General features: G+C 61.5%; 22 protein-coding genes. 14 read left to right on the forward strand and 8 right to left on the reverse strand.

The window, feature by feature from the left end:
- Window positions 1-32: 32 nt before the first annotated feature.
- A complete protein-coding gene (locus I8746_RS23825; RefSeq protein WP_003252997.1) occupies window positions 33-320 on the reverse strand; it encodes a DUF2782 domain-containing protein in 288 nt (95 codons plus the stop codon).
- A gap of 75 nt (window positions 321-395) precedes the next feature.
- On the opposite strand from I8746_RS23825, the gene polA reads away from it, so the two are divergent.
- Window positions 396-3143: a DNA polymerase I gene (polA, locus tag I8746_RS23830; RefSeq protein WP_221101114.1), complete on the forward strand. Its 2748-nt coding sequence runs from the start codon at window positions 396-398 to the stop codon at window positions 3141-3143.
- A gap of 402 nt (window positions 3144-3545) precedes the next feature.
- On the opposite strand, the gene yihA is transcribed toward polA, so the two are convergent.
- Window positions 3546-4178 carry a ribosome biogenesis GTP-binding protein YihA/YsxC gene (gene yihA, locus I8746_RS23835; RefSeq protein WP_010951522.1) on the reverse strand — a complete coding sequence of 211 codons (633 nt, stop codon included), beginning with the start codon at window positions 4176-4178 and terminating at the stop codon, window positions 3546-3548.
- A gap of 201 nt (window positions 4179-4379) precedes the next feature.
- On the opposite strand from yihA, the gene I8746_RS23840 reads away from it, so the two are divergent.
- The 7 genes from I8746_RS23840 to I8746_RS23870 all read left to right on the forward strand — a co-directional run bounded on the left by I8746_RS23840 (window position 4380) and on the right by I8746_RS23870 (window position 11607).
- Window positions 4380-4682, forward strand: a complete 303-nt coding sequence (locus I8746_RS23840; RefSeq protein ID WP_003252992.1) for a cytochrome c5 family protein — start codon at window positions 4380-4382, stop codon at window positions 4680-4682.
- 31 nt (window positions 4683-4713) lie between these two features.
- Complete coding sequence (locus tag I8746_RS23845; protein ID WP_003252989.1) at window positions 4714-5331, forward strand: cytochrome c; 618 nt, start codon at window positions 4714-4716, stop codon at window positions 5329-5331.
- 151 nt (window positions 5332-5482) lie between these two features.
- Window positions 5483-6115, forward strand: a complete 633-nt coding sequence (gene dsbA / locus I8746_RS23850) for a thiol:disulfide interchange protein DsbA (RefSeq protein WP_003252987.1) — start codon at window positions 5483-5485, stop codon at window positions 6113-6115.
- A gap of 12 nt (window positions 6116-6127) precedes the next feature.
- Window positions 6128-6982, forward strand: a complete 855-nt coding sequence (locus I8746_RS23855) for an endonuclease/exonuclease/phosphatase family protein (protein ID WP_003252985.1) — start codon at window positions 6128-6130, stop codon at window positions 6980-6982.
- A 27-nt stretch (window positions 6983-7009) separates the two neighbouring features.
- Window positions 7010-8947, forward strand: a complete 1938-nt coding sequence (locus I8746_RS23860; protein WP_088512663.1) for a GGDEF domain-containing protein — start codon at window positions 7010-7012, stop codon at window positions 8945-8947.
- A 73-nt stretch (window positions 8948-9020) separates the two neighbouring features.
- Entirely contained in the window at window positions 9021-9809 is a 789-nt protein-coding gene (locus I8746_RS23865; RefSeq protein WP_011953154.1) for an N-acetylmuramoyl-L-alanine amidase, read from the forward strand.
- Window positions 9810-10008: 199 nt separating this feature from the next.
- Complete coding sequence (locus I8746_RS23870; protein ID WP_003252978.1) at window positions 10009-11607, forward strand: EAL domain-containing protein; 1599 nt, start codon at window positions 10009-10011, stop codon at window positions 11605-11607.
- 14 nt (window positions 11608-11621) lie between these two features.
- Here the strand turns inward: I8746_RS23870 and I8746_RS23875 are convergent, their stop codons facing one another.
- Together I8746_RS23875 and algB are read right to left on the reverse strand one after the other, a co-directional pair.
- A complete protein-coding gene (locus I8746_RS23875) occupies window positions 11622-13403 on the reverse strand; it encodes a KinB sensor domain-containing domain (RefSeq protein WP_011953156.1) in 1782 nt (593 codons plus the stop codon).
- Complete coding sequence (gene algB, locus I8746_RS23880) at window positions 13400-14746, reverse strand: sigma-54-dependent response regulator transcription factor AlgB (protein WP_003252973.1); 1347 nt, start codon at window positions 14744-14746, stop codon at window positions 13400-13402. Before algB ends, I8746_RS23875 begins: the two co-directional genes overlap by 4 nt.
- Window positions 14747-14956: 210 nt before the next feature.
- Here algB and I8746_RS23885 point away from each other — a divergent pair, with 210 nt between their 5' ends.
- From I8746_RS23885 to I8746_RS23910, 6 genes are all read left to right on the forward strand, one after another.
- Entirely contained in the window at window positions 14957-15778 is an 822-nt protein-coding gene (locus I8746_RS23885) for a BON domain-containing protein (RefSeq protein ID WP_017147859.1), read from the forward strand.
- A gap of 172 nt (window positions 15779-15950) precedes the next feature.
- Entirely contained in the window at window positions 15951-16241 is a 291-nt protein-coding gene (locus tag I8746_RS23890) for a hypothetical protein (RefSeq protein WP_088512664.1), read from the forward strand.
- A 43-nt stretch (window positions 16242-16284) separates the two neighbouring features.
- On the forward strand, window positions 16285-16446 hold the full coding sequence (locus tag I8746_RS23895) for a DUF1328 domain-containing protein (RefSeq protein WP_003252966.1): 162 nt from the start codon (window positions 16285-16287) through the stop codon (window positions 16444-16446).
- A gap of 2 nt (window positions 16447-16448) precedes the next feature.
- The gene (locus I8746_RS23900; protein WP_004575249.1) at window positions 16449-16919 is read left to right on the forward strand and encodes an inhibitor of vertebrate lysozyme family protein; all 471 of its coding nucleotides are present in this window, start codon (window positions 16449-16451) and stop codon (window positions 16917-16919) included.
- Window positions 16920-17662: 743 nt separating this feature from the next.
- A complete protein-coding gene (gene gltP, locus I8746_RS23905) occupies window positions 17663-18991 on the forward strand; it encodes a glutamate/aspartate:proton symporter GltP (RefSeq protein ID WP_011953158.1) in 1329 nt (442 codons plus the stop codon).
- Window positions 18992-19138: 147 nt separating this feature from the next.
- Entirely contained in the window at window positions 19139-20368 is a 1230-nt protein-coding gene (locus I8746_RS23910) for a nucleoside recognition domain-containing protein (RefSeq protein ID WP_014754974.1), read from the forward strand.
- Here the strand turns inward: I8746_RS23910 and I8746_RS23915 are convergent.
- Genes I8746_RS23915 through I8746_RS23930 form a run of 4 tightly spaced genes read right to left on the reverse strand, consistent with a single transcriptional unit; the run spans window position 20350 to window position 23845 of the window.
- Window positions 20350-20985 (reverse strand): ABC-type transport auxiliary lipoprotein family protein, encoded by a 636-nt coding sequence (locus I8746_RS23915; protein WP_014754975.1) that lies wholly within the window; start codon window positions 20983-20985, stop codon window positions 20350-20352. The two genes, I8746_RS23910 and I8746_RS23915, sit on opposite strands and share 19 nt — an antisense overlap.
- On the reverse strand, window positions 20982-21920 hold the full coding sequence (locus I8746_RS23920) for an MlaD family protein (RefSeq protein WP_014754976.1): 939 nt from the start codon (window positions 21918-21920) through the stop codon (window positions 20982-20984). Before I8746_RS23920 ends, I8746_RS23915 begins: the two co-directional genes overlap by 4 nt.
- Window positions 21921-21923: 3 nt before the next feature.
- A complete protein-coding gene (locus tag I8746_RS23925) occupies window positions 21924-22715 on the reverse strand; it encodes an ABC transporter ATP-binding protein (RefSeq protein ID WP_014754977.1) in 792 nt (263 codons plus the stop codon).
- Window positions 22712-23845, reverse strand: coding sequence for an ABC transporter permease (locus I8746_RS23930; protein ID WP_011953163.1), 1134 nt, complete (start codon window positions 23843-23845; stop codon window positions 22712-22714). Before I8746_RS23930 ends, I8746_RS23925 begins: the two co-directional genes overlap by 4 nt.
- Between the last annotated feature and the right edge of the window lie 184 nt (window positions 23846-24029).

The raw sequence follows: 24029 nt of genomic DNA on the forward strand, positions 1-24029 counted from the left end.
GTGCCGGGTTGATGTGAACGGTGCGCGTCAGCTTACCACTCGAAGATCTTCCAGGACGGAATCAGCATGTCCGGCTGGTCGGATCGAATGAAATTGGCATCAGTGCCATCAGCGCGTACCAGGAAGTAAGGCTTGCCGTTTTTCGGCGTGATCTTGATCGCATACAGGAAGCCGTTTTGCCGGTATTCCTGGATGGTTTTATCGCCTTCCGTGCGAATGGTCACCTCGGGATCGGCCGAGGGGGCGTCGTCCGCCGCCAGGGTGACGACAGGCGTGGTTGCCAACAGGCCGAGCAGTAACAGGCGATTGAGTGTGCGCATGATAACCTAGTCCCTTTGTCGTCAATGATTCTGGCTATTCTAGCGCCGGACCCGTCGAAAAGGTTGATTCTGCTCATGAGCCAAGCGCCCCTCGTCCTGGTGGACGGTTCCTCCTACCTTTATCGCGCCTTCCACGCGCTGCCACCGCTGACCACGTCCAAGGGCATGCCGACCGGTGCGGTGAAGGGTGTGCTGAACATGCTCAAGAGCCTGCGCAAGCAATATCCCGACAGCCTGTTCGCCGTGGTGTTCGACGCCAAGGGCGGCACTTTCCGCGATGCCATGTTCGCTGAGTACAAGGCCAACCGCCCCAGCATGCCGGATGACCTGCGGGTACAGATCGAGCCGCTGCACGCCAGCGTCAAGGCGCTGGGCTACCCGCTGCTGTGTGTGGAGGGTGTCGAGGCTGACGACGTGATCGGCACCCTGGCGCGCAGCAGTGCCGCCCTGGGTCGCCCGGTGATCATCTCGACCGGTGACAAGGACATGGCGCAGCTGGTGGACGGGCACATTACCTTGGTCAACACCATGACCGGAAGCGTGCTGGACGTGGCTGGCGTGCACGAGAAGTTCGGCGTCGGCCCGGAACACATCATCGACTTCCTGGCCCTGATGGGTGACAAGGTCGACAACATCCCGGGCGTGCCGGGCGTGGGCGAAAAAACGGCGGTGGGGCTGCTGACCGGCATCGGCGGCGGTCTCAGCGACCTTTACGCCAACCTGGACAAGGTGCCAACGCTGGCCATTCGCGGCGCCAAGACCTTGCCGGCCAAGCTGGAGGAGCACCGCGACGCGGCATTCCTGTCCTACGAGCTGGCCACCATCAAGGTTGACGTGCCGCTGGATGTCGAGGTCGAGGCGCTGGTGTGCGGTGAACCTGACCGCGAGGCGTTGCTGGCATTGTACACCGAGATGGAGTTCAAGAGCTGGGTCGCCGAAGTGCAGCGCGATGCGGCCAAGGCTGGTGATGATGTCGGCCCGGCTGTGGAGCCTGCGGCCAAGGTCGAGCCCAAATACGAAACCATCCTCGACCAGGCCCGTTTCGACGCCTGGCTGGAAAAGCTGCGCCAGGCACCGCTGTTCGCCTTCGACACCGAGACCACCGGCCTGGACGCCCAGCAGGCGCAGTTGGTCGGCCTGTCCTTCGCTGTCGAGCCGCACGAAGCAGCCTATGTGCCGCTGGCCCACGATTATGAAGGCGCGCCGGCCCAGCTGGACCGCGAGGCCGTGCTGTTGGCGCTGAAGCCCTTGCTGGAGGACCCGGCCAAGGCCAAGGTCGGGCAGAACGCCAAGTACGACATCAACATCCTCGCCAATGGCTCCCCCGCCATCGAGATGCGCGGTGTGGCCTATGACACCATGCTCGAGTCGTACGTGCTGAACTCCACGGCCACCCGTCATGACATGGACAGCCTGGCGCAGAAGTACCTCGACCACACCACGATCGCCTTCGAGGACATCGCCGGCAAGGGTGCCAAGCAGCTTACCTTCAACCAGATCACTCTGGATAAGGCCGGCCCCTACGCCGCCGAAGACGCCGACATCACCCTGCGCCTGCACCATGCATTGCAGGCCCGCCTGGCACAGACGCCGAGCGTGCAACCGGTGCTGACGGATATCGAGATGCCGCTGGTGCCGGTGCTGGCCAGGATCGAGCGCCAGGGTGCGTTGGTCGATGCCGAGCTGTTGAAAGTACAGAGCGGTGAGCTGGGCGTGAAGATGGCTGAGCTTGAGCTGCGTGCCTACGAGCTCGCCGGTGAGACGTTCAACCTCGGTTCGCCCAAGCAGCTGGGCACGATTCTTTACGACAAGCTGGGCATGCCGGTGCTGAGCAAGACCGCCAAGGGCCAGCCATCCACCGCCGAAGCAGTGCTCGACGAACTGGCCGAACAAGGCTACCCGCTGCCAGAGGTGCTGATGCAGTACCGCAGCCTGAGTAAGCTCAAGAGCACCTACACTGACAAGTTACCGGGGCAGATCAACCCGCGCACCGGGCGCATCCACACCTCCTACCAGCAGGCGGTGGCGGCCACCGGCCGGTTGTCGTCGAGCGACCCGAACCTGCAGAACATTCCGATCCGCACCGCTGAAGGGCGGCGTATTCGCCAGGCGTTCATCGCCAGTCCGGGCTACAAGCTTCTGGCGGCGGACTATTCACAGATCGAGCTGCGCATCATGGCCCACCTGGCCAAGGACGAAGGCCTGCTGCATGCCTTCCGCAATGACCTGGACGTGCATCGCGCCACGGCAGCCGAAGTGTTCGGTGTGGCCCTGGAAGACGTGACCACCGACCAGCGCCGCAGCGCCAAGGCCATCAACTTCGGCCTGATTTACGGCATGAGCGCCTTTGGCCTGGCCAAGCAGATCGGCGTCGACCGCAAGCAGTCACAGGACTACATCGACCGTTATTTTGCCCGCTACCCGGGCGTGCTGGCCTATATGGAGCGCACCCGCGCCCAGGCGGCCGAGCAAGGCTTTGTCGAAACCCTGTTTGGCCGCCGGCTGTACTTGCCAGACATCAATGCCAAGAACCCTGCCCTGCGCAAGGGCGCCGAGCGCACGGCGATCAACGCCCCGATGCAGGGTACTGCTGCCGACATCATCAAGCGGGCCATGGTCAAAGTAGATAACTGGTTGAGCGAGAGCGGGCTGGATGCCCGGGTGATCCTTCAGGTGCACGACGAACTGGTGCTTGAGGTACGCGAGGACCTGGTGGAGCAAGTGAAAGATGAAATTCGCCAGCACATGAGCCAGGCCGCGCAGCTGGATGTGCCGCTGCTTGTCGAAGCAGGCGTTGGTGCGAATTGGGACGAAGCTCACTGATTGAGCAGGTAAAACTGTGTAGGATCTGCGGCGTAGTGACGCGGATCCGAGCACCGCTCAGTGCTGTGGGTGCTTAAGTTTCATGAAACTATCGCAAATAGTTTTGTGGGCTTCGGAACTAAACCGGTGAAGCGGAACTCAGAGTAACTGAATGGCTGGTGAAGCCCTTCGATGCTCCTATGTTGTGTTAAGTGTTGGCAGATATCTGGACCCCGCCCTAGCGGTCCGGACTTGGACCCCGAACTTCCCCCTCCCCATACGAAGTCCGGGGTTTTTTTTGCCCGGAATTTGCCGGATGGCTTGTACTGAGCCTCCGTAGGCGCGGGTTTACCCGCGAATGCGATGTCGAATTCACCGCTGCATTCGCGGGTAAACCCGCTCCTACGGGTCAGGCGCAAAGCATTAAACGACCGGCTTGTCTTCCAGTTCCATCCAGTCCGCCAGCACTCGGTAGGCGTCTTCCACGCCCAGGCGCTTGGGTGCCGAGAACAGCTGGATGGTCACGCCATCCCCCCAGCCCTTGCGGATTTCCGACTGTACTTTCAGCAGTGTGTTCTTGCCCGCGCCGTGGGTCAGCTTGTCGGCCTTGGTCAGCAGGATGTGCATCGGCATGCTGCTGGCCTTGGCCCAGTCGAGCATCATCTTGTCGAAGTCGGTCATCGGGTGACGCACGTCCATCATCAGGATCACGCCACGCAGGCACTCACGGCTGCCCAGGTAGGCTTCCAGGTGTTTCTGCCAGTGCTGCTTGAGCGGAATCGGGACTTTTGCATAACCATAGCCCGGCAGGTCGACCAAACGCCGTTCATCGTCCAGACTGAAGAAATTCAACAGTTGGGTGCGTCCGGGAGTTTTCGAGGTACGCGCCAGGCTGGCATGAGTCAGGGTATTGAGGGCGCTGGATTTGCCGGCGTTGGAACGGCCGGCAAAAGCCACCTCGTAGCCCTGGTCGTCCGGGCATTGTTCGACCTTGGCTGCGCTGAGGGCGAATTTGGCTTTCTGGCAGAGGCCGAGGATGGGGTTCTTGACTTGCATGGGATATCCGATGTGGGTGTTGCCTGACTTTGTAGAGCCAAGCCTGGCAAGCGGTGTCGTTTCCGTTTGGATGGCGGAAGTATATAATGCCCCAGTTTTTGTGTGCTCATTCTCCCAGCGAAGGAGAACGGGCATGGGGTGTCGAACAATAGCTCGCGCAACAGAACGCAGCGCGGCCCCCAACCCTGAAGGTCGTTCCGCATGGCGAAATGGCTGCTTGCTGTCGGTATGTTCCTGCCGTTTTTCAGCGCACAGGCTACACAGGATCCCGAGGTGTTGTACAACCGCACGTGTGCGGCCTGCCACACCGGGCAGTTGCCACAGGCACCCAGACGGGGTGACCGGGCAGCATGGGAGCCAAGGCTGGCGCAAGGCATGGATGTACTGGTGAAGCACGTGACCCAGGGTTTCAAGGCTATGCCGCCGCGTGGATTGTGCATGGACTGCAGTGCCGAGGACTACCGTTTGGTCATCCTTTGGATGAGCGGCAGTCCCGATACATAACATTTCACCCTTAGCCGTGTTGGATTAGCTGATGAACAAACTAGTCGTGAGTCTGCTGTTGACCCTGGGTGTCGCTGGTGCGGCCACTGCTGCGCAACCTATCAAAGGCGATGCCGCCGCTGGCCAGGCCAAGACCGCCGTCTGTGGCGCCTGCCACAATCCTGACGGCAACAGCCTGGCACCGAACTTCCCGAAACTGGCCGGCCAAGGCCAGCGCTATCTCGAAAAACAACTGCACGATATCAAGTCGGGCAAGCGTACCGTGCTGGAAATGACCGGCATGCTGGCCGCATTCAGCGACCAGGATCTGGCCGATATCGCCGCCTACTTCTCCAGCCAGAAAGGCAGCGTGGGTGCCGCCGATCCCAAACTGGTCGAGCGCGGCCGTGCGCTGTTCAATGGTGGCGACCTGGAAAAGGGCATGCCGGCCTGCACTGGCTGCCACTCGCCTAACGGCGCGGGCATCGCCCTGGCTGGCTTCCCGCACCTGGGCGGGCAGCACTCGCAGTACGTGGCCAAGCAGCTCACTGATTTCCGCGAAGGCAACCGCACCAACGATGGCGATGCCATGACCATGCGCACCATCGCTGGCAAGCTGAGCAACCATGACATCGAAGCGTTGGCCAGCTACATCCAGGGCCTGCATTAACTTTCGGTTAATGTTGTAGGCCAATGATGAAAGGGCGGCCGGGCTGCCCTTTTTTCTGCCCGCAGCCGTTACACTACAGAACTCGAGCCCTTCCCGGCCTGTCTCAGTGCAGGTCGCGTCGTGGCGACCCATGACTGCTCAGGAGTAAAGCATGCGTAAACTGATTCTCAGCGCTGCGCTGGTCGCCGCCAGCGTATTCGGTATGACTGCCGTTCAGGCCGCCGAGCCTGTCGCCGGCAAGGAATACATCGAGCTGAGCAACCCTGTTCCGGTTTCCGTGCCTGGCAAGATCGAAGTCGTCGAGCTGTTCTGGTACGGCTGCCCACACTGCTACCACTTCGAGCCGACCATCAACCCTTGGGCTGAAAAGCTGCCGAAGGACGTCAACTTCAAGCGCGTACCGGCCATGTTCGGTGGCCCGTGGGATGCACACGGCCAGATGTTCCTGACCCTCGAAGCCATGGGCGTCGAGCACAAGGTTCATGCTGCGGTGTTCGATGCCATCCAGAACCAGCACAAGCGCCTGACCGACAAGAACGACATGGCCGATTTCCTCGCCACTCAAGGTGTGGACAAGGACAAGTTCCTCGCCACCTTCGACTCGTTCGCCATCAAGGGCCAGGTCAAACAGGCCAAGGAATTGGCGAAGAAGTATGAAATCACCGGCGTACCGAGCATGGTCGTCAACGGCAAGTACCGCTTCGACCTGGGGACTGCCGGCGGACCGGAAGGCGTGCTGAATGTCGCCGACCAGCTGATCGACAAGGAGCGCGCTGCCAAGTAGGCGGCGTCACCCATGCCCCGCTTCAGAGCTACGCGTGGCATTGGCCTGCACGAGCCGCAGGTCAACGAGCATCACCTGCAGGCCCCGGGCCTGCCCGAGGATGGTCGTCTGCGGCTGCTCAGTTTCAACATCCAGGTGGGCATCAGCACCGAGCGCTACCGCCATTACCTGACGCGTAGCTGGCAGCACCTGCTGCCGCATAACGGCCGTGCCGGTAACCTGCAGAAGATCGGCAGGTTGCTGGGCGACTTCGACCTGGTGGCCCTGCAGGAAGCCGATGGTGGCAGCCTGCGCTCGGGCTACGTCAACCAGGTCGAACACCTGGCCCATTTGGGGGCCTTCCCCTATTGGTACCAGCAGCTCAACCGCAACCTTGGGCGTTTTGCCCAGCACAGCAACGGTGTGCTCAGCCGCCTGAAGCCGCAACTGCTCGAAGACCATCCGTTGCCTGGCCCGGCCGGGCGAGGTGCGATTCTGGTGCGGTTTGGCGAAGGCGAAGATGCGCTGATAGTGGTGATGATGCACCTGGCATTGGGGGCCAAGACCCGCGCCCTGCAGCTGGGTTATATCCGCGAGCTGATAGGCGGCTACCGTCACCAGGTGCTGATGGGTGACATGAACACCCATGCCACCGACCTGCTGGAGCATTCGCCACTGCGCGATTTGGGCCTGGTCGCCCCACAAGTCGAGGCCACCTTCCCCAGCTGGCGACCGCAGCGTTGCCTTGATCATATTTTGCTCAGTTCAAGCCTCACGCTGGAGCGTGTCGAGGTGCTGGCGCAGCCAATTTCGGACCACCTTCCCGTTGCTGTCGAGATTCGATTGCCTGATGCATTGACTGTGGATACGCTGCCGGTTTTGAGCTAATTGCCATCACCGTTTGCGGACCCGGGCATGACTGAAGACGCTGAGCGCTGGAAAGAAAAATACCTTAAAAGCATCGAGCAGCAAGAAAAGCTCGAACGCCGTTGGGATGCCCGTCTTGACCTGCTGCGTCGAGGCCTGGTGCGCAGCACCCTGGCTGCTGAAGGCAGTGACAAGGTGGTAGACGCGTGCATGAAGGAAATGCGCGATGTCATTCGCAGCGACAACATGGACGCCGGCCTCGCCGGCTTGATTCCGCGCCTTGAGAAAGCGGTACTGGATTCCGAACAGCGTCGCGAAACCCGCATGAACCAAGTCAGCGATGCGCTGACCGCACTGGTTGGCCAACTGCAAGGCCTGCCCCTGCCCAGTGATATCTCGCGGCCATTGAAAAAACTGGCGAAGAAGCTCGACGGCGGGGTTGCCCAGTCACGCGAGCTGCCGCCGCTGTTGGGCGAGTTGAGCGGCTTGCAGGGGCGCGCGCTGTCGGCCCTTGGCAAGCCGGGTGAAGAAGCCCGACCCGGGTTTCTGCAGCGGTTGTTCGGAAGCCGCGAGGAAGATGCACAGGCAGGAGCAGAGCTTGCGCCGGTGGCGTTGCCTGCTGCCGAGGTTGTGCCCCAGGCAGCCGGCAGTGCCGAGCCCTCGCGGCCCGATGACGTCGATGCGCTACAACCGTTGCCGGCCCCTGCTGCTCCGACTGCCGAGGTGGCCGAAGCGCCCGAGCTTGAGCTGGAGGCATTTGGCCCGGCGCTGATCGAAACGGCCGAAATGGCGCCAGCCCCGTTGCCAAGGGACAAGGCGCCATTGCCGGAAGCTGCAGTTTCCGTCAGCGAGCCGTTGGCTGAGGCAGAACCCTTACATGCCCTTGAAGAAACCTTTGGTGAAGACGGCCCCTATGCCCTGCCCTACGCAGTGGAGCCGCCTTACAGCCAGGTTGCCGCGCACATTGAGCAGACCCTGATCGGTCTGCTTGATGACCTTAGCCTGCCCGAGCGCCACAAGGCTCAGGCGTTGGAAATGCGCGAGCGGGTTGCGCGCGGCTTGAACTGGTATGAGCTGATCCCGGTGCTGGATGACTTGGCAGTCCTCATGCTGGCGATCACCGACAGCGGCCAGCACGAATTCGAAACCTACCTGCAGCAGCTCAATGAACGCCTGGAAGGGTTCCAGAGCCACCTGCACGAGGCCAGTGCCGGTCACGCGGACAACAGCACCGCTGCCCGCGAGCTGGATAGCCAACTGCGTGAGCACGTCGACGGCCTGCAGAGCAGCGTGCAAGGTGCCGCCGATGTAGACAGCCTCAAGCACATTCTGGAAAACCGCCTGGAAGGCTTGCTGCTGACCATGGACGAGCACAAGCACGAGCGTGATCGCCGCGAGCAGGAACTGGCCGGTCGCCTGCAAGGCTTGTCGGAGCGGGTGGCGAGCATGGAGCATGAGGCGCTTGGCTATCGCGAGCACCTGGAAGAACAGCGCCAGAAAGCGCTGCTGGACCCGCTCACCGGCCTGCCCAACCGTGCGGCCTGGAGCGAGCAAGTCGAACGCGAAATGCTTGACTGGCAGGAAAACGGCGGTCATCTGGCGATGGCGATTCTTGACCTGGACCATTTCAAACGCATCAACGACAACTATGGTCATCTGGCTGGGGACAAGGTCCTCAAGATCGTGGCCGACCAGTTGCGCAAGCGCCTGCGGGGCCGGGATTTCATCGCCCGTTTTGGCGGCGAGGAATTCGTCTTGCTGTTGCCGCAGACTACGCCCGCAGTCGCTGCGCAAATGGCCGAGGTGTTGCGCGCCACAGTCGAAGCCTGCCCATTCCACTTCAAGGGTGAACGGGTAGTGATCACCACCTCCATCGGCCTGGGTGCATTCCGTTCTGGCGAACGCAGCGACCAGGTGCTCAAACGAGCCGATGCAGCGCTGTACCGGGCAAAGGAGCAGGGGCGTAATCGCGTCGAGCATGGTTAGCCAGTCGCTGTCCGGCAGGCACAGCGCAGGTGAGCACGTTATACTGTAGCGCTCATACGCTGAGGCCACTGACGTGCTTTCCACGCTTAAAAAAACCCTGATTTCCTTTTTGCTGTTGTCTGTCGCCGGTTGCTCGACGGGCCTGCGCATCGACCGCAGTCACCCTTCGGCCAATCAGGACAACCGCATCCAGTTCGTTGTCCTGCATTACACCAATGCTTCGCTGGAGCGCTCCCTGGCGCTGCTTACCCAGGGTGAAGTCAGCAGCCATTACCTGATCGGCGATGGCCCGGCAACGGTGTATCAGCTGGTGGATGAAAACCGTCGTGCCTGGCATGCCGGTGATAGCCAGTGGCAGGGGCGCACCTGGCTGAACTCCTCGTCCATTGGTATCGAGATCGTCAACCCGGGCTTTACCGACACCCCGAACGGCCGGGTCTGGCACCCTTACAGCGAGGCGCAGATCCAGTCGCTGATCGCGCTGCTCAAGGACATTGTCAAACGCAACAACATCGAACCACGCCATATCATCGGCCACAGTGACATCGCCCCGCTGCGCAAGCTGGACCCGGGGCCATTGTTCCCGTGGAAGCGCCTGGCCGATGCCGGGCTGGGTATCTGGCCGGATGCTAACGCCGTGGCACGGCAGCAAGCCTACTTCAGCGTCAACCCGCCAAGCGTTGGCTGGTACCAGCAGGAGCTGGCACGGTTTGGCTATCAGATCGAGCAGACCGGCGTGCTGGATGTCGCCACACGTCATGTGATTGCCGCCTTCCAGATGCGCTTCCGCCCGCAGCGCTTCGACGGCATGCCGGATGCACAGACAGCAGCGATGCTGCAGGTACTTAACCGCATGCGTTGAGTCGTGGCGGGCGAGGTACTTGTTGCAGCAGCCTTGCGCTACGAAGAGGCGGGTTTGGTCGACGCGGTTTATTAACGTTCTCATCGCAGCCACAAGGCTGCCTCTACAAAGAGCGTGGGTGGATTGCAGCGAAGCGCCAAACGGTGAGGGTGATTATTGATTCCGTTGCTATACCTTGGTTATCAACTGGATGCCTTCGATGTCAGCCTTCATTGCCTTGCTGCGCCAAATTTTTTACCGCCCCTGGATGCTGGCCACTTTGGCAGCGCTGGCCAGCGCCGCGGTGTTGCTCTCTGCCAGCATTGGCATTGCCCTGCAACAAATGAAGCAAAGCGAAAGCGAACAGATGAATGCCCAGGGCGAGCGTTTTCTGGACCGGCTCGAACAGGTGTTCGGCCAGTTGCGCGAAGGGGTCGACCTGCTGCAGGCCCAACCCTTGCGCGGCTGCAGCCCGGCGATGCTGGCAGCCCTGCAACAGGTTGGCCTGAGCTCGCGGTTCATCTATGAAGCGGCTTATGTAGATGACAATGTTGCCTGCTCCAACCGCGGTGATGAGCGAGCGTTCGTTCCCTTGCGGGCGCCAGATATCCAGGGGCCGACGTACAGCTACTGGCTTAACACAACCACCGAGCCGAACGAGAACCTGGCAGCACTGATGCTGGGCCGGGGCAAGTTTCTGGTGTCCACCTCCCGTGGGCATTTGACCGATGTGGTGGACCTGCCCCCGGGCGGCAGCCTGGTCGTGGTGCTGGATAACGGCGCCCGGGCCATTCCGGTGCTTGGCCCGCCACAGGTATGGCCTCCGCCCTCGGCCTGGTCGACCAGCCACAAGTCGCTGCTGGAACTCAGTGATCGGCTGATCTACCGAATGCCGACCAAGTCGCCGGATTACCAGTTGGTGCTGATTGCCCCGAGGGCCAGTCTGCCGCTGAGGATGAACGGCATGCTCTGGTTGCTGTTCCCCGGCAGCGTGCTGGCGGCCTGCTGCATCGGTTGGTTGGTACTGCAGTTGATTCTGCAACGGCGGTCGATGAGCTCAGAGTTGCAGAATGCCTTGCGTCGAGGAGAGCTGCAGGTGCTCTACCAACCCATCATCGAGCTCGACAGCCGGCGCTGTGTGGGCGCCGAGGCCTTGGTGCGCTGGCGCCGCCCGGACGGCACCCTGACCAGCCCGGACCTGTTCATTCCGCTGGCGGAGAATACCGGGCAGATTCGCCAGATCACCGACTTTGTCCTGCAGCGTGTGCTTGAACAGCTTGGCCAGCTATTGCGCTCGCACCCCAAGCTATACATATCGATAAACCTGGCGGCCTGCGATGTGATGGTGCCACGTATTGGCCGGGTGGCGGCGCGTTTGTTGGCTTTGCATCGAGTGGCGCCCAGCCAGATTGCCTTCGAGGTGACCGAGCGCGGCCTGATCGACGTGGTGGTCGCCCGTGACAATCTGCAGGCGCTACGCGCCGTGGGGCACCAGGTGCTGATCGACGACTTTGGTACCGGTTATTGCAGCCTGGCCTACCTGCAAACCCTGCCAGTGGACTGCCTGAAGATCGACAAGGCATTCATCGACGCTCTGGGCCACGATGCCGCCAGTAGCGGCGTGGCCCCGCATATCATCCGCATGGCCCATGACTTGCACTTGCGGGTAATTGCCGAAGGTATCGAGTTCGAGGACCAGGCAGTGCTGCTGAACAGCGAGGGGGTCAATTATGGCCAGGGCTGGTTGTTCGCCCGCCCGCTGAACGCCCGGCAGTTTGCCGAGTTGGTGACTCGCGGGCACCTGCCGCGGCGGGTGTAGGCGCGTTTAAGCAATCAGACCGGCAACGCCATGTAGAACTGTGTCCCCTGCCCCGGCCGGGAAAACACGCCCATACGCCCTCCGTGCAGCTGCACAATCTCCTTGCACAGCGCGAGCCCCAGCCCAGCACCGCCTTTCTTGCGACCTACCTGCACGAAAGGCTCGAAGATGCGCGCTTGCTGCCCATAGGAAATGCCCTCTCCATTGTCCTCGACGCTGATGATCACCCGTTCCGCATGCCGTCGGGCATGCAGGCGAATGCGCCCACCGTTGGCGGTATGGCGGATGGCGTTGTGCAGCAGGTTGTCCAGCACTCGATCCAACTGGGCGACGTCGGCCTGGATGCGCGGTAGCGGCGGGTCCAGTTCCTTGATCAACTCGATCTGCTTGTGCGCAGCGTGTTCGGCAAAGCGCAATTGCGCATGCTCCAGCAGGTCGTCGATGGCACAGGGGGCCAGCTCGAGCTTTTGCAAACCGCTCTGATAACGGGAGAAGTTGAGCAGGTCGTTGATCAGTTGGGTCAGACGCTGCATTTCTTCGCCGATGGTTTCCAGCAGGTCGTTCTCGCGGGCTTCAGGCGGGAACTTGACCCGCTCGCGCAGCAGGCCGAAGGCCATGTGCATGCCGGTCACCGGGGTGCGCAGTTCGTGGGAGGCGCGCAGCACGAATTCGCTGCGCACTCGCTCGAAGGCCCTTTGCTCGGTCACATCGTGCAGCACCATCACTGCGCCGAGGATTGGCCCCTGCGGGTGGCTGACCGGGGTCAGGCTGTAGGTGAGCAGACGTGATTCGTCATCGACCTCCATGTTCAGGTCGTCCGGTGGGCGGTCGAGGCTGCCCCCGCGCAGAACCTGGCGCAGTTGTTGCTCAAGCTCGGGTCGCTGCAGGGCTTCGACCAAGCTGCTGCCCACGCGGCTATCGTTCCAGCCCAGCTGGCGCTGCGCTACCGGGTTGAGGTGCTCGAGGCGGCCCTGGCGGTCGATGATCAGCAGGCCGTCGTCAATGCTGTCGAGTACGGCCTGTAAACGCTGCTGGCCGGCCAGCAGCTCGTCAACGTTGGTGGCCTGGTGCTTGCGCAAGGCATCGGCCATCAGACCAAAACGGCGGGTCAGCTGGTTAAGCTCGGCGGCCTGGGTAACCGGCAACGTAACGTCGAAATTGCCCTTGCCTAGCTGGTCGGCCGCCTTGGCCAAGGCTTCGATCGGCTGGCCGAAACGCCTGGCGATGTTGTGCGCGGTGATAAACCCCAGTACCAACACCACCAACCCCATCAGGCCGAGTACACCACTGACCAGCAAGGCGCGGTCACGGGTGCGCTCCTCGCTACGGGTAATCAGGTCCAATGCCTGCTTGTGGGAATCGATCAGGTCGGTGCGCACCTGATTGAACGCGGCCCCAAGCGGCTGATCGGCACCCATGCTGCGAGCGGGTGTGGCGCTGTCGCGATAGGTCTGGAGGAAGGCCTGGTAGTTGCTGCTGGCCTTGCTGAAACCGGTGCGCTCACCGCCTTGCTCCAGCCCTTGGTTGAGCAGGTCCTGGAAGTTTTCCTGCAGCAGCCGCAGGCTTTCCGGGGCGGTGTCTTCATCGAGAATCAGCATCAGCTGTTCGCCCAGGTTCTGGCGCAACTTCAGCCCCACTTCCAGGACATGGGTGGTATCGCGCACCAGTTGCTGTTGCACTGTAGCCATCTGCAGCATGCTGACCAGACCCAGCAGCAGCCCCAGCAACGCCACCGTGACGAGCGTCGATATGCTGAGGAAAAGCCGCGTCCGCAGCTTCATGGGCGGCCATTTCATAGGTTGTACTGCTTGCGCTTGCGGTACAGGGTAGAAGCATCGATGCCCAAGGTCTTGGCGGCTTGATCAAGGGTATCGCTGGCGGCCAGTACGGCACCGATATGGGCACGCTCCAGCTCATCCAGGCTGAGCGCGGCACCTACGCGCGGGGCATTGCCGGCGGGTTGTTCACCCATGCCCAGGTGGCTGATTTCCACTCTTTCCTGCGGGCAGATGATGCTGGCCCGTTCCACTACGTTGCGCAGTTCGCGAATGTTGCCAGGCCAGCGGTAGTTGAGCAGGGCGGTGCGCGCCTCGTCACTGAAACCGCGGGCGGGGCGGGAGTATTCCTTGACGAAGCGGGCAAGGAAGCGGTCGGCCAGGATGAGGATGTCTTCACTGCGCTCGCGCAGCGGGGGCAGGTGCAGGGTAATCACGTTCAAGCGGTACAGCAGGTCTTCGCGAAAGCGGCTTTCGCGCACCATCTCTTCAAGGTTGAGGTTGGTGGCAGCCAGGATGCGTACATCGGCACGCCGGGTAACCGGGTCGCCGACGCGTTCATATTCCTTGTCCTGGATGAAACGCAGCAGTTTGGGCTGCAAGGTCAGCGGGAAATCGCCGATCTCGTCGAGGAACAATGTGCCCCCGTCAGCCTGGCTGACCCGCCCCAGGGTGCTTTCGCTGGCGCCGGTGAAGGCGCCGCGGGTGTGGCCGAATAGCTCGCTTTCCATCAGCTCGGCGTTGAGCGACGGGCAGTTGATGGTCACGCAGGCTTTGCGTGCACGCTTGCTCCAGCCATGGATGGCCCGTGCCAGTTCGCCCTTGCCGGTACCAGATTCGCCAAGGATGAGGATGTTGGCGTCCGTGATGGCGACTTGGCGGGCGGTTTCCAGCACCGCCATCATGGCCGGGCTATGGGAATCGAGGCCGTCCTTGGGTTTGCGTACTTCACCTTCCAGGGCTTCCAGGCGCGCAGAAAGCTGGCGCACCTCCAGTTGCTTGGCAGTGGCCAGGCGCAACTGGTCGGGGCTGCACGGCTTGACCAGGTAGTCGGCAGCGCCGGCCTGGATGGCATCCACTGCGGTGTCGATCGCTGAGTGCGCGGTGACGATCACCACCCGCATCCACGGGGCCTGGATACGCATCTGTGCCAGCACGTCGAGGCCGTTGTCTTCACCCAGGCGCAAATCGAGGAAGCATAGGTCGAACACCTGGCGCTGCAGTAGGGTTTCTGCCTGAGCGGCGCTGTTGGCCGTGGCCACGCTGTAGCCCTCGTCTTCCAGGCAGTAGCGGAACGTGCGCAGGATCGCGGACTCGTCATCCACCAGTAGAATGCGGCCTTGGTTGTCCTGGGCTGATTCCATTTCCTGTGCTCCTTAGGGAAAGATCTTTATTTAGTGTGGGAAAAATCGGGCAAGTTGCATGGTCAATTCTGAAGGATTCTGTCCTTTGCATGCTAGCCAGTGGCCGAACGATGTCTACAAGCCGTGATTCTTCAATGATTTGCTTAGAGACACGCGCTGGCACATTGGTTGCGATGTTTTTCAGATTTTGCCCACGAAGGAGGCACTGCCATGCCCTTTTCCCTGCGTACCGCCGTTTTGGCCGCCACCCTGCTACCCATGGTTACCCCGGCATTCGCCGACCCTGTGCAGGACGCGCGCCTGGAAGGCGCCCTGCAAACCGCTTTATCACTGAACCGCATGCTTGATTCATTTCGTATCAAGGTTGAAGTGGACGGCAAGCAGGCGCGGCTTTCCGGTGAGGTGGAGAACGAGGTCGAGCGGCAGCTGGCCGAGGACGTGGCCCGCGCTACCCGGGGCATCGAACAGGTGGAGAACCTGCTGCAGGTCAATACCCAACTGGTGGAGCGTCCACTGGAGCTGCGTGCCTACGCCCAGCGCCTGGAGGATGTGACCCTGGCGGCGGTGATCCGTGCTCGGCTGTTGTGGAGCCGTACCACCGAAAAGGCCCCGATAGAAGTACAAAGCAGTGAAGGTGTGGTGACGTTGCGTGGCAAGGTCGACAGTGCCGAAGCCAAGGAGTTGGCGGGCGTGGTAGCGCGTACCACCGACGGCGTGTACTTGGTCAACAACCTGGTCAGCCTCGATACCGCTGCCATGGCCAAGGCGCGAGAAACGCCGGCGGGTGCGCCAACCGGGCCGCAGCCAAGCGACAGCTGGATCGTCGACAAGATCCAGAGCAGCTATCGCTTCAGTCGCAACCTCGATGGCCTGAACCTGAAGGTGGCCAGCGAAGCAGGCATGGTGCGGCTCTCGGGCGAAGTGGTTAGCGCGGAGCAGAAAACCATCGCCGTGGAGATCGCCCGGCAGATCATCGGCGTACGGGGCGTGGACGCTGACCTGCTGAAGGTGGCGACCAAGGTTGAAGGCTGATCGTGCAATTCGCACGACCGTACAGGCGCCATCGTGCAGGATACGTCCTCACGATGCATTCGTTTATTCGTTAAGTCATTGATTTATAAGGATTTTATTTAAATCAAAAGGCTGGCATGCAGGCTGCAATTACCTGTTCAGGTTGAACAAAAATTACAGCAGGAGAGCCAGCATGAACCGCCAATCCGTCAACCGCTCGCAGAGCGCCGCACTGCCTTTGCGCCAGATGCTGACACTCGGCATGGCGATGCTGCTGACCTTGGCCGCTGGCCTCTTCTATTACAGCGTGCAGACGGCGCGTCTGGCTGAGCAAGTGGCAGCTCAGACTGCCCTGTTGACGCAGATTCAGGCAACCCGTGCCAACACCTTGGTCAAGGCTGCTGACTGGCAGCCAGCTGGCCAGGCCATTGCCTCACCGGCCACTGTGGAAAAAGTTGTTCCCCAGGAACGCTGGGTTTTCTGACCAGGCGGCCGGATCGATTCCGCAAAAAGAAAGGAGAACTACCATGCTGAGTTGGGCTATCACTTTCCTCATCATCGCCATTGTCGCCGCCGTATTGGGCTTCGGTGGTATCGCGGGCGCTGCTACAGGTATCGCCAAGATCCTGTTCATTGTCTTCCTGGTATTGTTTGTAGCCTCCTTCTTCTTTGGACGCGGACGAGGTTGAAGATGAGCAGGAAGCTTCGTTCAGCCGTGGTCGCCGCCCTGTTGCTGGGCGGCAGCGCGGCGGCCATGGCGGCCAATGACGGTCAAGTTCGGGTCGACCAGTTGCTCGGGTCGGACCCGGAGTACCGGGAAACCTGGCAGGACACCCTCGAAGGCGAGGAACGCCTGCCCGATTGGGTGGTCAATCTGACCGGCAGTGCCCAGGAGCAGATGTCTGCCGTTACGGAAGACGGCGACAAATACCTGGTCGGCCCGCTGTGCGAAAAACAGGACAACTGTACCTACAAGCGGCTGATCGTGGCGTTCAGTTGGGACAAGGATGATGCCTACGGAATGCTCGTGGAGGTACCCGAAGGTTTGCCGAGCGACAAGTCGCCCACCCGTCATGCGCAGTACCGCTGGCTGGGCAAACCTGACGACGGCATGAAGGCAATGCTGCAGGAGCAGCTCAAACGTGACCCGAACTGGTACTGAGCATTATTGCCGGCACGGATGAAAGGTCACTCACTGTCACGTAATAGAAGCTGAAGCTTTCTATAGTTCAGCCTTCTATGATGCGCCGCCCCGAGGAGGGGTAGCACATGACCAAGGGGTCGGGCTGTTCTGATTGTTGCAGGATCGGAGTGGCCTAGGGGTACAGGGAGTGCCTCCAGTAATGGGCCGGGTCAGGAAAGGCGGAATCGGAAGCCTCAGGTCGGCGGTGTCACAGGGATGCCTTGCCAGACCTGACTTCCGAGGAGCCATGTAGGAAACGTCGCTTCCCTTGCGCGTTTTTTCCCCTGGGACACATTTTGTCTCGACCGTACATCAAATTTTTTTCGACCTTCTTGGTGCTGCTACAAGTGGCATTTACGCCATTCGGATTGTCGAACAGGCCATCTTTCATGTACTACCTGTCCCGCCAAATCTGCCGAAATATGGCGGTTTGGTCTTGTTCGGGATTCCGAATGTTATAAATCAAGCACTTGCGAAGCTGCCGGCTAGGTCGAAAACAGTATGCATAAACGGCATGGGCTATGCGTTTCAGGCATTAGCTTTCGCCCCTTGCCGTCGCAATAGTTGCCGCCTTTTTCGCTGGCCAGAGCGCCCGGTCGCTCGCCTGCGGTGTCCTTACATGACGTCGCCTGACGGAACCCTTACTGCCCGTGACCTTGCCTATGGCGCTGTTACGCGTGTTTCCGCCAGGTGCCATGACCACTAAAACAAAGGGTAAAGACATGAAGAAGGCAAAACTGAGCCTCGCCTGGCAGATCGTCATCGGTCTGGTCCTGGGTGTTGCAATCGGCGCGCTACTGAATCATTTCAGTGCAGAAAAGGCATGGTGGATCAGCAACGTCCTTCAGCCCGCTGGTGACATCTTCATCCGCCTGATCAAGATGATCGTCGTCCCGATCGTGATTTCGTCGCTGATCGTGGGTATCGCCGGTGTTGGCGACGCGAAGAAACTGGGCAGCATCGGCCTGAAGACCATCATCTACTTCGAAGTGGTGACCACGATCGCCATCGTCGTAGGCCTGGTGCTGGCCAACCTGTTCCATCCAGGTGCCGGCATCGACATGAGCACCCTGGGCACGGTGGACATCTCCAAGTACCAGGCGACAGCGGCCGAAGTGCAGCATGAGCACGCGTTCATCGAAACCCTGCTCAACCTGATTCCGTCGAACATCTTCGCAGCGCTGATGCGTGGCGAAATGCTGCCGATCATCTTCTTCTCGGTGATGTTCGGCCTGGGTCTGTCGAGCCTGCAGGCAGAGCTGCGTGACCCGCTGGTTCGTACCTTCCAGGCTGTTTCGGAAACCATGTTCAAGGTCACTCACATGATCATGAACTATGCCCCGATCGGCGTGTTCGCCCTGATTGCCGTGACCGTGGCCAACTTCGGTTTCAGCTCGCTGCTGCCGCTGGCCAAGCTGGTGCTGCTGGTGTACTTCGCCATCGCCTTCTTCGCCTTCATGGTATTGGGCCTGGTTGCCCGCCTGTTCGGCTTCTCGGTGATCAAGATCATGCGCATCATGAAAGATGAGCTGATCCTGGCCTACTCCACCTCCAGCTCGGAAACCGTGCTGCCGCGGGTGATCGAGAAGATGGAGAAGTACGGTGCGCCAAAGTCGATCTGCTCGTTCGTGGTACCGACCGGCTACTCGTTCAACCTCGACGGTTCGACCCTGTATCAGAGCATCGCGGCGATCTTCATTGCCCAGTTGTACGGTATCGACCTGTCGTGGAGCCAGCAGCTGCTGCTGGTACTGACCCTGATGGTCACTTCCAAAGGTATCGCGGGTGTGCCGGGCGTATCGTTCGTGGTACTGCTGGCCACCTTGGGCAGCGTGGGCATTCCGCTGGAAGGCCTGGCCTTCATCGCTGGCGTGGACCGCATCATGGACATGGCCCGAACTGCGCTGAACGTTGTGGGCAACGCCTTGGCTGCATTGGTCATTGCTCGCTGGGAAGGCATGTACGACGCGGTCAAGGGCGAGCAGTACTACGCCTCGCTGCTGGCCGAGAAGCAGGAAGCTGCAGTGGTTGGCGAAACCGCCAAGCGCTGAGCCTGATGGCTGTTTGACCAAGAGCCCCGACTTGTCGGGGCTTTTTGTTATCTGCGAGATCTTGAGCCGCGCCTACAAAGGCTCGCGATCGCCAGTCACAGGCTGCGATACGCTATTATTCGGGCACTTTTCAGGGGGAACATACGGATGCTCAACGGCCTTTGGCTCGGCTTTTTCCTGGTGGCGGCGGTGTCCGCCATGGCCCAATGGCTGGTGGGTGGCAACGCAGGCATCTTCGCGGCAATGGTCGAAAGCATCTTCGCCATGGCCAAGCTGTCGGTCGAGGTGATGGTGCTGCTGTTCGGCACACTGACCCTTTGGCTGGGCTTTCTGAAGATCGCCGAGAAGGCCGGTATCGTCGAGTGGCTGGCCAAGGTGCTAGGCCCGCTGTTCGCCCGCCTGATGCCGGAGGTGCCGCCCGGCCACCCGGCCCTGGGCCTGATTACCATGAACTTCGCCGCCAACGGCCTGGGACTCGACAACGCCGCTACGCCGATTGGCCTGAAGGCCATGCGCGCGCTGCAGGAGCTGAACCCTGGCAGCACCACCGCGAGCAACGCGCAGATCCTGTTCCTGGTGCTCAACGCCTCGTCGCTGACCCTGCTGCCGGTAACCGTCTTCATGTACCGGGCGCAGCAAGGCGCACCAGACCCGACCATGGTGTTTCTGCCAATCCTGCTAGCGACCAGCGTCTCGACCCTGGTAGGTCTGCTGTCGGTGGCAGTGATGCAGCGTTTGCGTCTGTGGGACCCGGTGGTGCTTGCCTACTTCATCCCCGGCGCTTTGCTGCTGGGAGGCTTCATGGCTTTTCTTGGCACCCTGTCGGCCGCCGCGCTGGCCAGTCTGTCGTCGCTCATGGGCAACCTCACGCTGTTTGGCGTGATCATGCTGTTCCTGGTGGTGGGCGCCCTGAAACGGGTGAAGGTGTATGAAGCCTTTGTCGAAGGCGCCACGGAAGGCTTCGATGTGGCCAAGAGCCTGCTGCCCTACCTGGTGGCGATGCTGGTGGCGGTGGGTGTGCTGCGCGCCTCTGGTGCCCTGGAGCTGGCCCTGGACGGTATTCGCCATGCGGTGAACTGGATGGGCCTGGACACGCGCTTCGTCGAGGGCTTGCCCACCGCGCTGGTCAAGCCGTTCTCTGGCAGCGCAGCGCGGGCAATGCTGATCGAGACCATGCAGACCCAGGGCGTGGACAGTTTCCCTGCCTTGGTGGCGGCGACGATTCAGGGCAGCACCGAAACCACCTTCTATGTACTGGCCGTGTACTTTGGTGCCGTGGGCATCCAGCGCGTGCGCCATGCGGTCGGTTGCGCACTGCTGGCCGAGTTTTCAGGGGTGGTCGCGGCGATCTTCGTCTGCTACTGGTTCTTCGCCTGAACCTTCAGCTGTGCCTGGTTGGCCTGGGCAATGGTCCAGCTCACCACCTGCCCCACCAGCTGGTCGCTGGCCTGACCAAAGCCGGCGACTACCGCTGACACTTGCTTGTCGGCAAGCGGCTGGCGAATCTCGAAGCGCTTGCTGGCCTGGATGCGCTGGTCGCGCCCCTTAACCAGACGCGCATCGTAGCGGATCACCACCTCCACCGCCCCGCCCGGGCGGTACTCACTCTGAAACGCCTGCAGCTCGCCAGCCAGCTCGTAGTCGGCTTGCAGGTTACTGTCGTCAGCGCTCAGGCGCTGCACCTGGCCGTCACGCTGGAATCCATCAAGCAGGCGGTTGCGCAGCAGCACCGGAGCCGCATCGCTCCAGCGTGCGCCCTTGTAACTGCTTATCACATCGCCTTGGGGAATGACGGCAATGCGCGGCCCGGCCAACACTTCACTGGCCAGCGGCTTGTTCAGGCGCAATGACCACTCCAGCGGCGGGGCTGTGCGGCTGGGCTGGTTTACCGGCAGGCGATAAAGGTCCACAGGTTCGCTCTTCGGCAGGATCGAGCAGGCACTGACCAGGCTCATCGAGGCCGCCAGGGTCAGCAGGCGCAGCGACAGATTCATGGCTGGAACTCCTTGTTGTTGTCGCGGCCAAGCAGGTAGCCGCTCGGGTCGGCCTCCAGTTGCCGGGAAATGCCTTTGAGCGCGTTAAGGGTTTCGCGCAGTTCACGAATGGCCGGGGCGAGCTGGTTCAGGCTCTGGGCGCCGTCACCGATAGCCTCGCTGTTGTTCTTGAGCAGGCTATTGATGGTTGCCGTGCTTTGGGCCAGTGACTGCATGGCCTGTTCGGCGCTACCGATCGCCTGTTTGCCTTCGCTACCCAGCAGGCCGTTGGCATTGCGCATCAGCGCCTGGGTTTCGGCCAGGGTGGCGCTGGCCTGATTACCCACCTTTACCAGCTGTTCGATGGCCTCGGCGATGCTGCCGTGCTGGCCGGCAAAGGCGCCGGTGGTCTTGTCGAGGTTGGCCAGCGTGTTGCTGAGGTGGCCTATGTTGTCCTCAGAGAACATCTGGTTGGCGTTATGGAGCAGCATGTTGATGTTGGTCACCAGGTCGCTGCTGTCGTTGAGCAGGCGCGAGATTGGCGATGGCGAAGCGATGATCACCGGCAGCTTGCCATCCTTGCCTTTAAGCTCGGGGCTTTGCGGCGTGCCGCCACTGAGCTGGATGAATGAGTTGCCGGTGACGCCGGCCAGGGTCAGCTTGGCCTGGGTGTCTTCCTTCACCGGGGTATCGGCGCTCAGGCGCACCCGTGCCAATACCCGGCGCGGGTCTTTCGGGTCCAGACGCAGGGTCGACACGTCGCCCACCTTGATGCCGTTGTACTGCACCGTGCTGCCTCGGGAAAGGCCAGACACGGCTTCGTTGAACACTACTTCGTAATCCTTGAAGGCGTCGTCGACACTGGACTTGGCCAGCCACAGGCCGAACAGCATGGCCCCGGCCACCACCAGAACGGTGACCAGGCCGATGAGGACGTGATGGGCTCGGGTTTCCATTGCTCAGCGCTCCTGCCCGGCACGGGTGGCAGCCTGTTCGGCGGCGCGCCCGCGAGGGCCGTGAAAGTATTCTTGGATCCAGGTGTCGTTGGTCTTCTCGACCTCGGCCAGCGGGCCGGCCACCAGGACTTTCTTTTGCGACAGCACCGCGATGCGGTCGGTGATGGTGTACAGGGTGTCGAGGTCGTGGGTGATCAGGAACACCGACAGCCCCAGAGCATCGCGCAGGGTAAGGATCAACTGGTCAAATGCCGCGGCACCGATCGGGTCCAGGCCAGCCGTGGGTTCGTCGAGGAACAGGATGTCCGGGTCCAGGGCCAGGGCGCGGGCCAGCGCTGCGCGCTTGATCATGCCCCCCGACAACGAGGCCGGGTACTTGTCGGCAGCCGAGATCGGCAACCCGGCAAGGGCCAGTTTCACCCCGGCCAAGTGCTCGGCATCATTGCGCGACAGCCCGGCGTGCTCGATCAGCGGCAAGGCCACGTTTTCGGTCACCGTCAGCGAAGAGAACAGCGCCCCCTTCTGGAACAGCACGCCAAAGCGCCGCTCGACCAGTGAACGCTGTTCTTCGCGCAGGCCGGTCAGGTCCTGGCCGAGCACCTTGATCTGCCCTTCATTGGGCCGGCGCAGGCCAATGATGCTGCGCAGAAGCACCGACTTGCCGCTGCCTGAGCCGCCTACCACGGCGAGGATTTCGCCGCGGTACAGGTCAAGGTCTAGGTTTTCATGTACCACCTGGCGGCCGAAGCGGTTGCAGATGCCGCGGGCTTCGATTACGCAATCCTGGCCACTCACCAGCCCATCTCCATGAAGAACAGCGCTGCCACCGCATCCAGCACGATGACCACAAAAATCGACTGCACCACTGCCGAGGTGGTGTGTGCCCCCACCGACTCGGCGCTGCCGCTGACCTTGAAGCCTTCCAGGCAGCCGATGGCGGCGATCAGGAAGGCGAAGAACGGTGCCTTGGCCAGGCCTACCAGAAAGTGCTGCACGCCAATGTCGCTTTGCAGCAGCGACAGGAACATGGCCGGCGAAATATCCAGCGTCAGGGCGCATACCACCGCACCGCCAACGATGCCGCAGATCATCGCGACAAAGGTGAGCAACGGTAGCGAAATCAGCAGGGCCAGTACCCGCGGCACCACCAGCAGTTCCATGGGGTTGAGGCCCAGCGTGCGGATGGCGTCAATTTCTTCGTTGGCCTTCATCGAGCCGATCTGCGCGGTGAACGCGCTGGCAGTGCGGCCGGCCATGAGAATGGCGGTCAGCAGCACGGCGAACTCGCGCAGGAACGAGAACGCAACCAGGTCGACGGTGAAAATGGTCGCGCCGAAGTCGGCCAGCACCGTGGCGCCGAGAAAAGCGACTACGGCGCCCACCAGAAAGGTCAGCAACGCAACGATGGGCGCGGCATCCAGGCCGGTCTGTTCAATGTGTGCCACCACAGGAGTGAAGCGCCAGCGATGTGGCTGGAAGGCGCGGCGCAGCAGGGTTTCTAGAATCACACCAACGAAACCAAGCAGTTGCATGCTGTCCTGCCACAGCGTGCCGACGGCGCAGCCGATGCGCTCCAGCAGCAACAACAGCACATTGCGCTCGGGCTCCTTGACCGGGATGCAGTAATCCTGGACCGAACAGTAGACATTCTTCAGCAGCGCCTGGCTGGCTTCAGGCAGCGCGTGGGTGCAGCGCGACAGGCGCTCGGAGCCTAGCAGTTCGGCCAGCAGCGAAGCACCGGCGGTGTCCAGGCGGCCCAGCTGGCTGAGGTCGGCGATCGTGTTGGCAGCGCACTGCGTGCGCAGGCGCTCGCTCTCGCGCTTGAGGTTGGCGTAGTGTGCCAGGGTCCAGTCACCGGTAATACGCAGGCAGGCCGGTTGGCAGCTGGTGTCCAGGGTGGCGCTAGGGGTGGTCATAGGCTCCATGCAATTGACTCGGCGCTAAGGCTTAGGGGCTGATCATAGCGCAGGGGGCATGGGCTGTTTGGTGATTATGTGCTGTGTGTGCGCTTGGTAGCAGTGCCTTGGCGCAGGCTTGTGCTGCGAAGAGCTCGTAAGTGCCCACGGAAGTGGTGTGCTGTACCGGCCCTTTCGCAGCACAAGGCTGCTC

The sequence above is a fragment of the Pseudomonas sp. USTB-Z genome (assembly GCF_019691255.1).
Lineage (GTDB): Bacteria > Pseudomonadota > Gammaproteobacteria > Pseudomonadales > Pseudomonadaceae > Aquipseudomonas > Aquipseudomonas alloputida.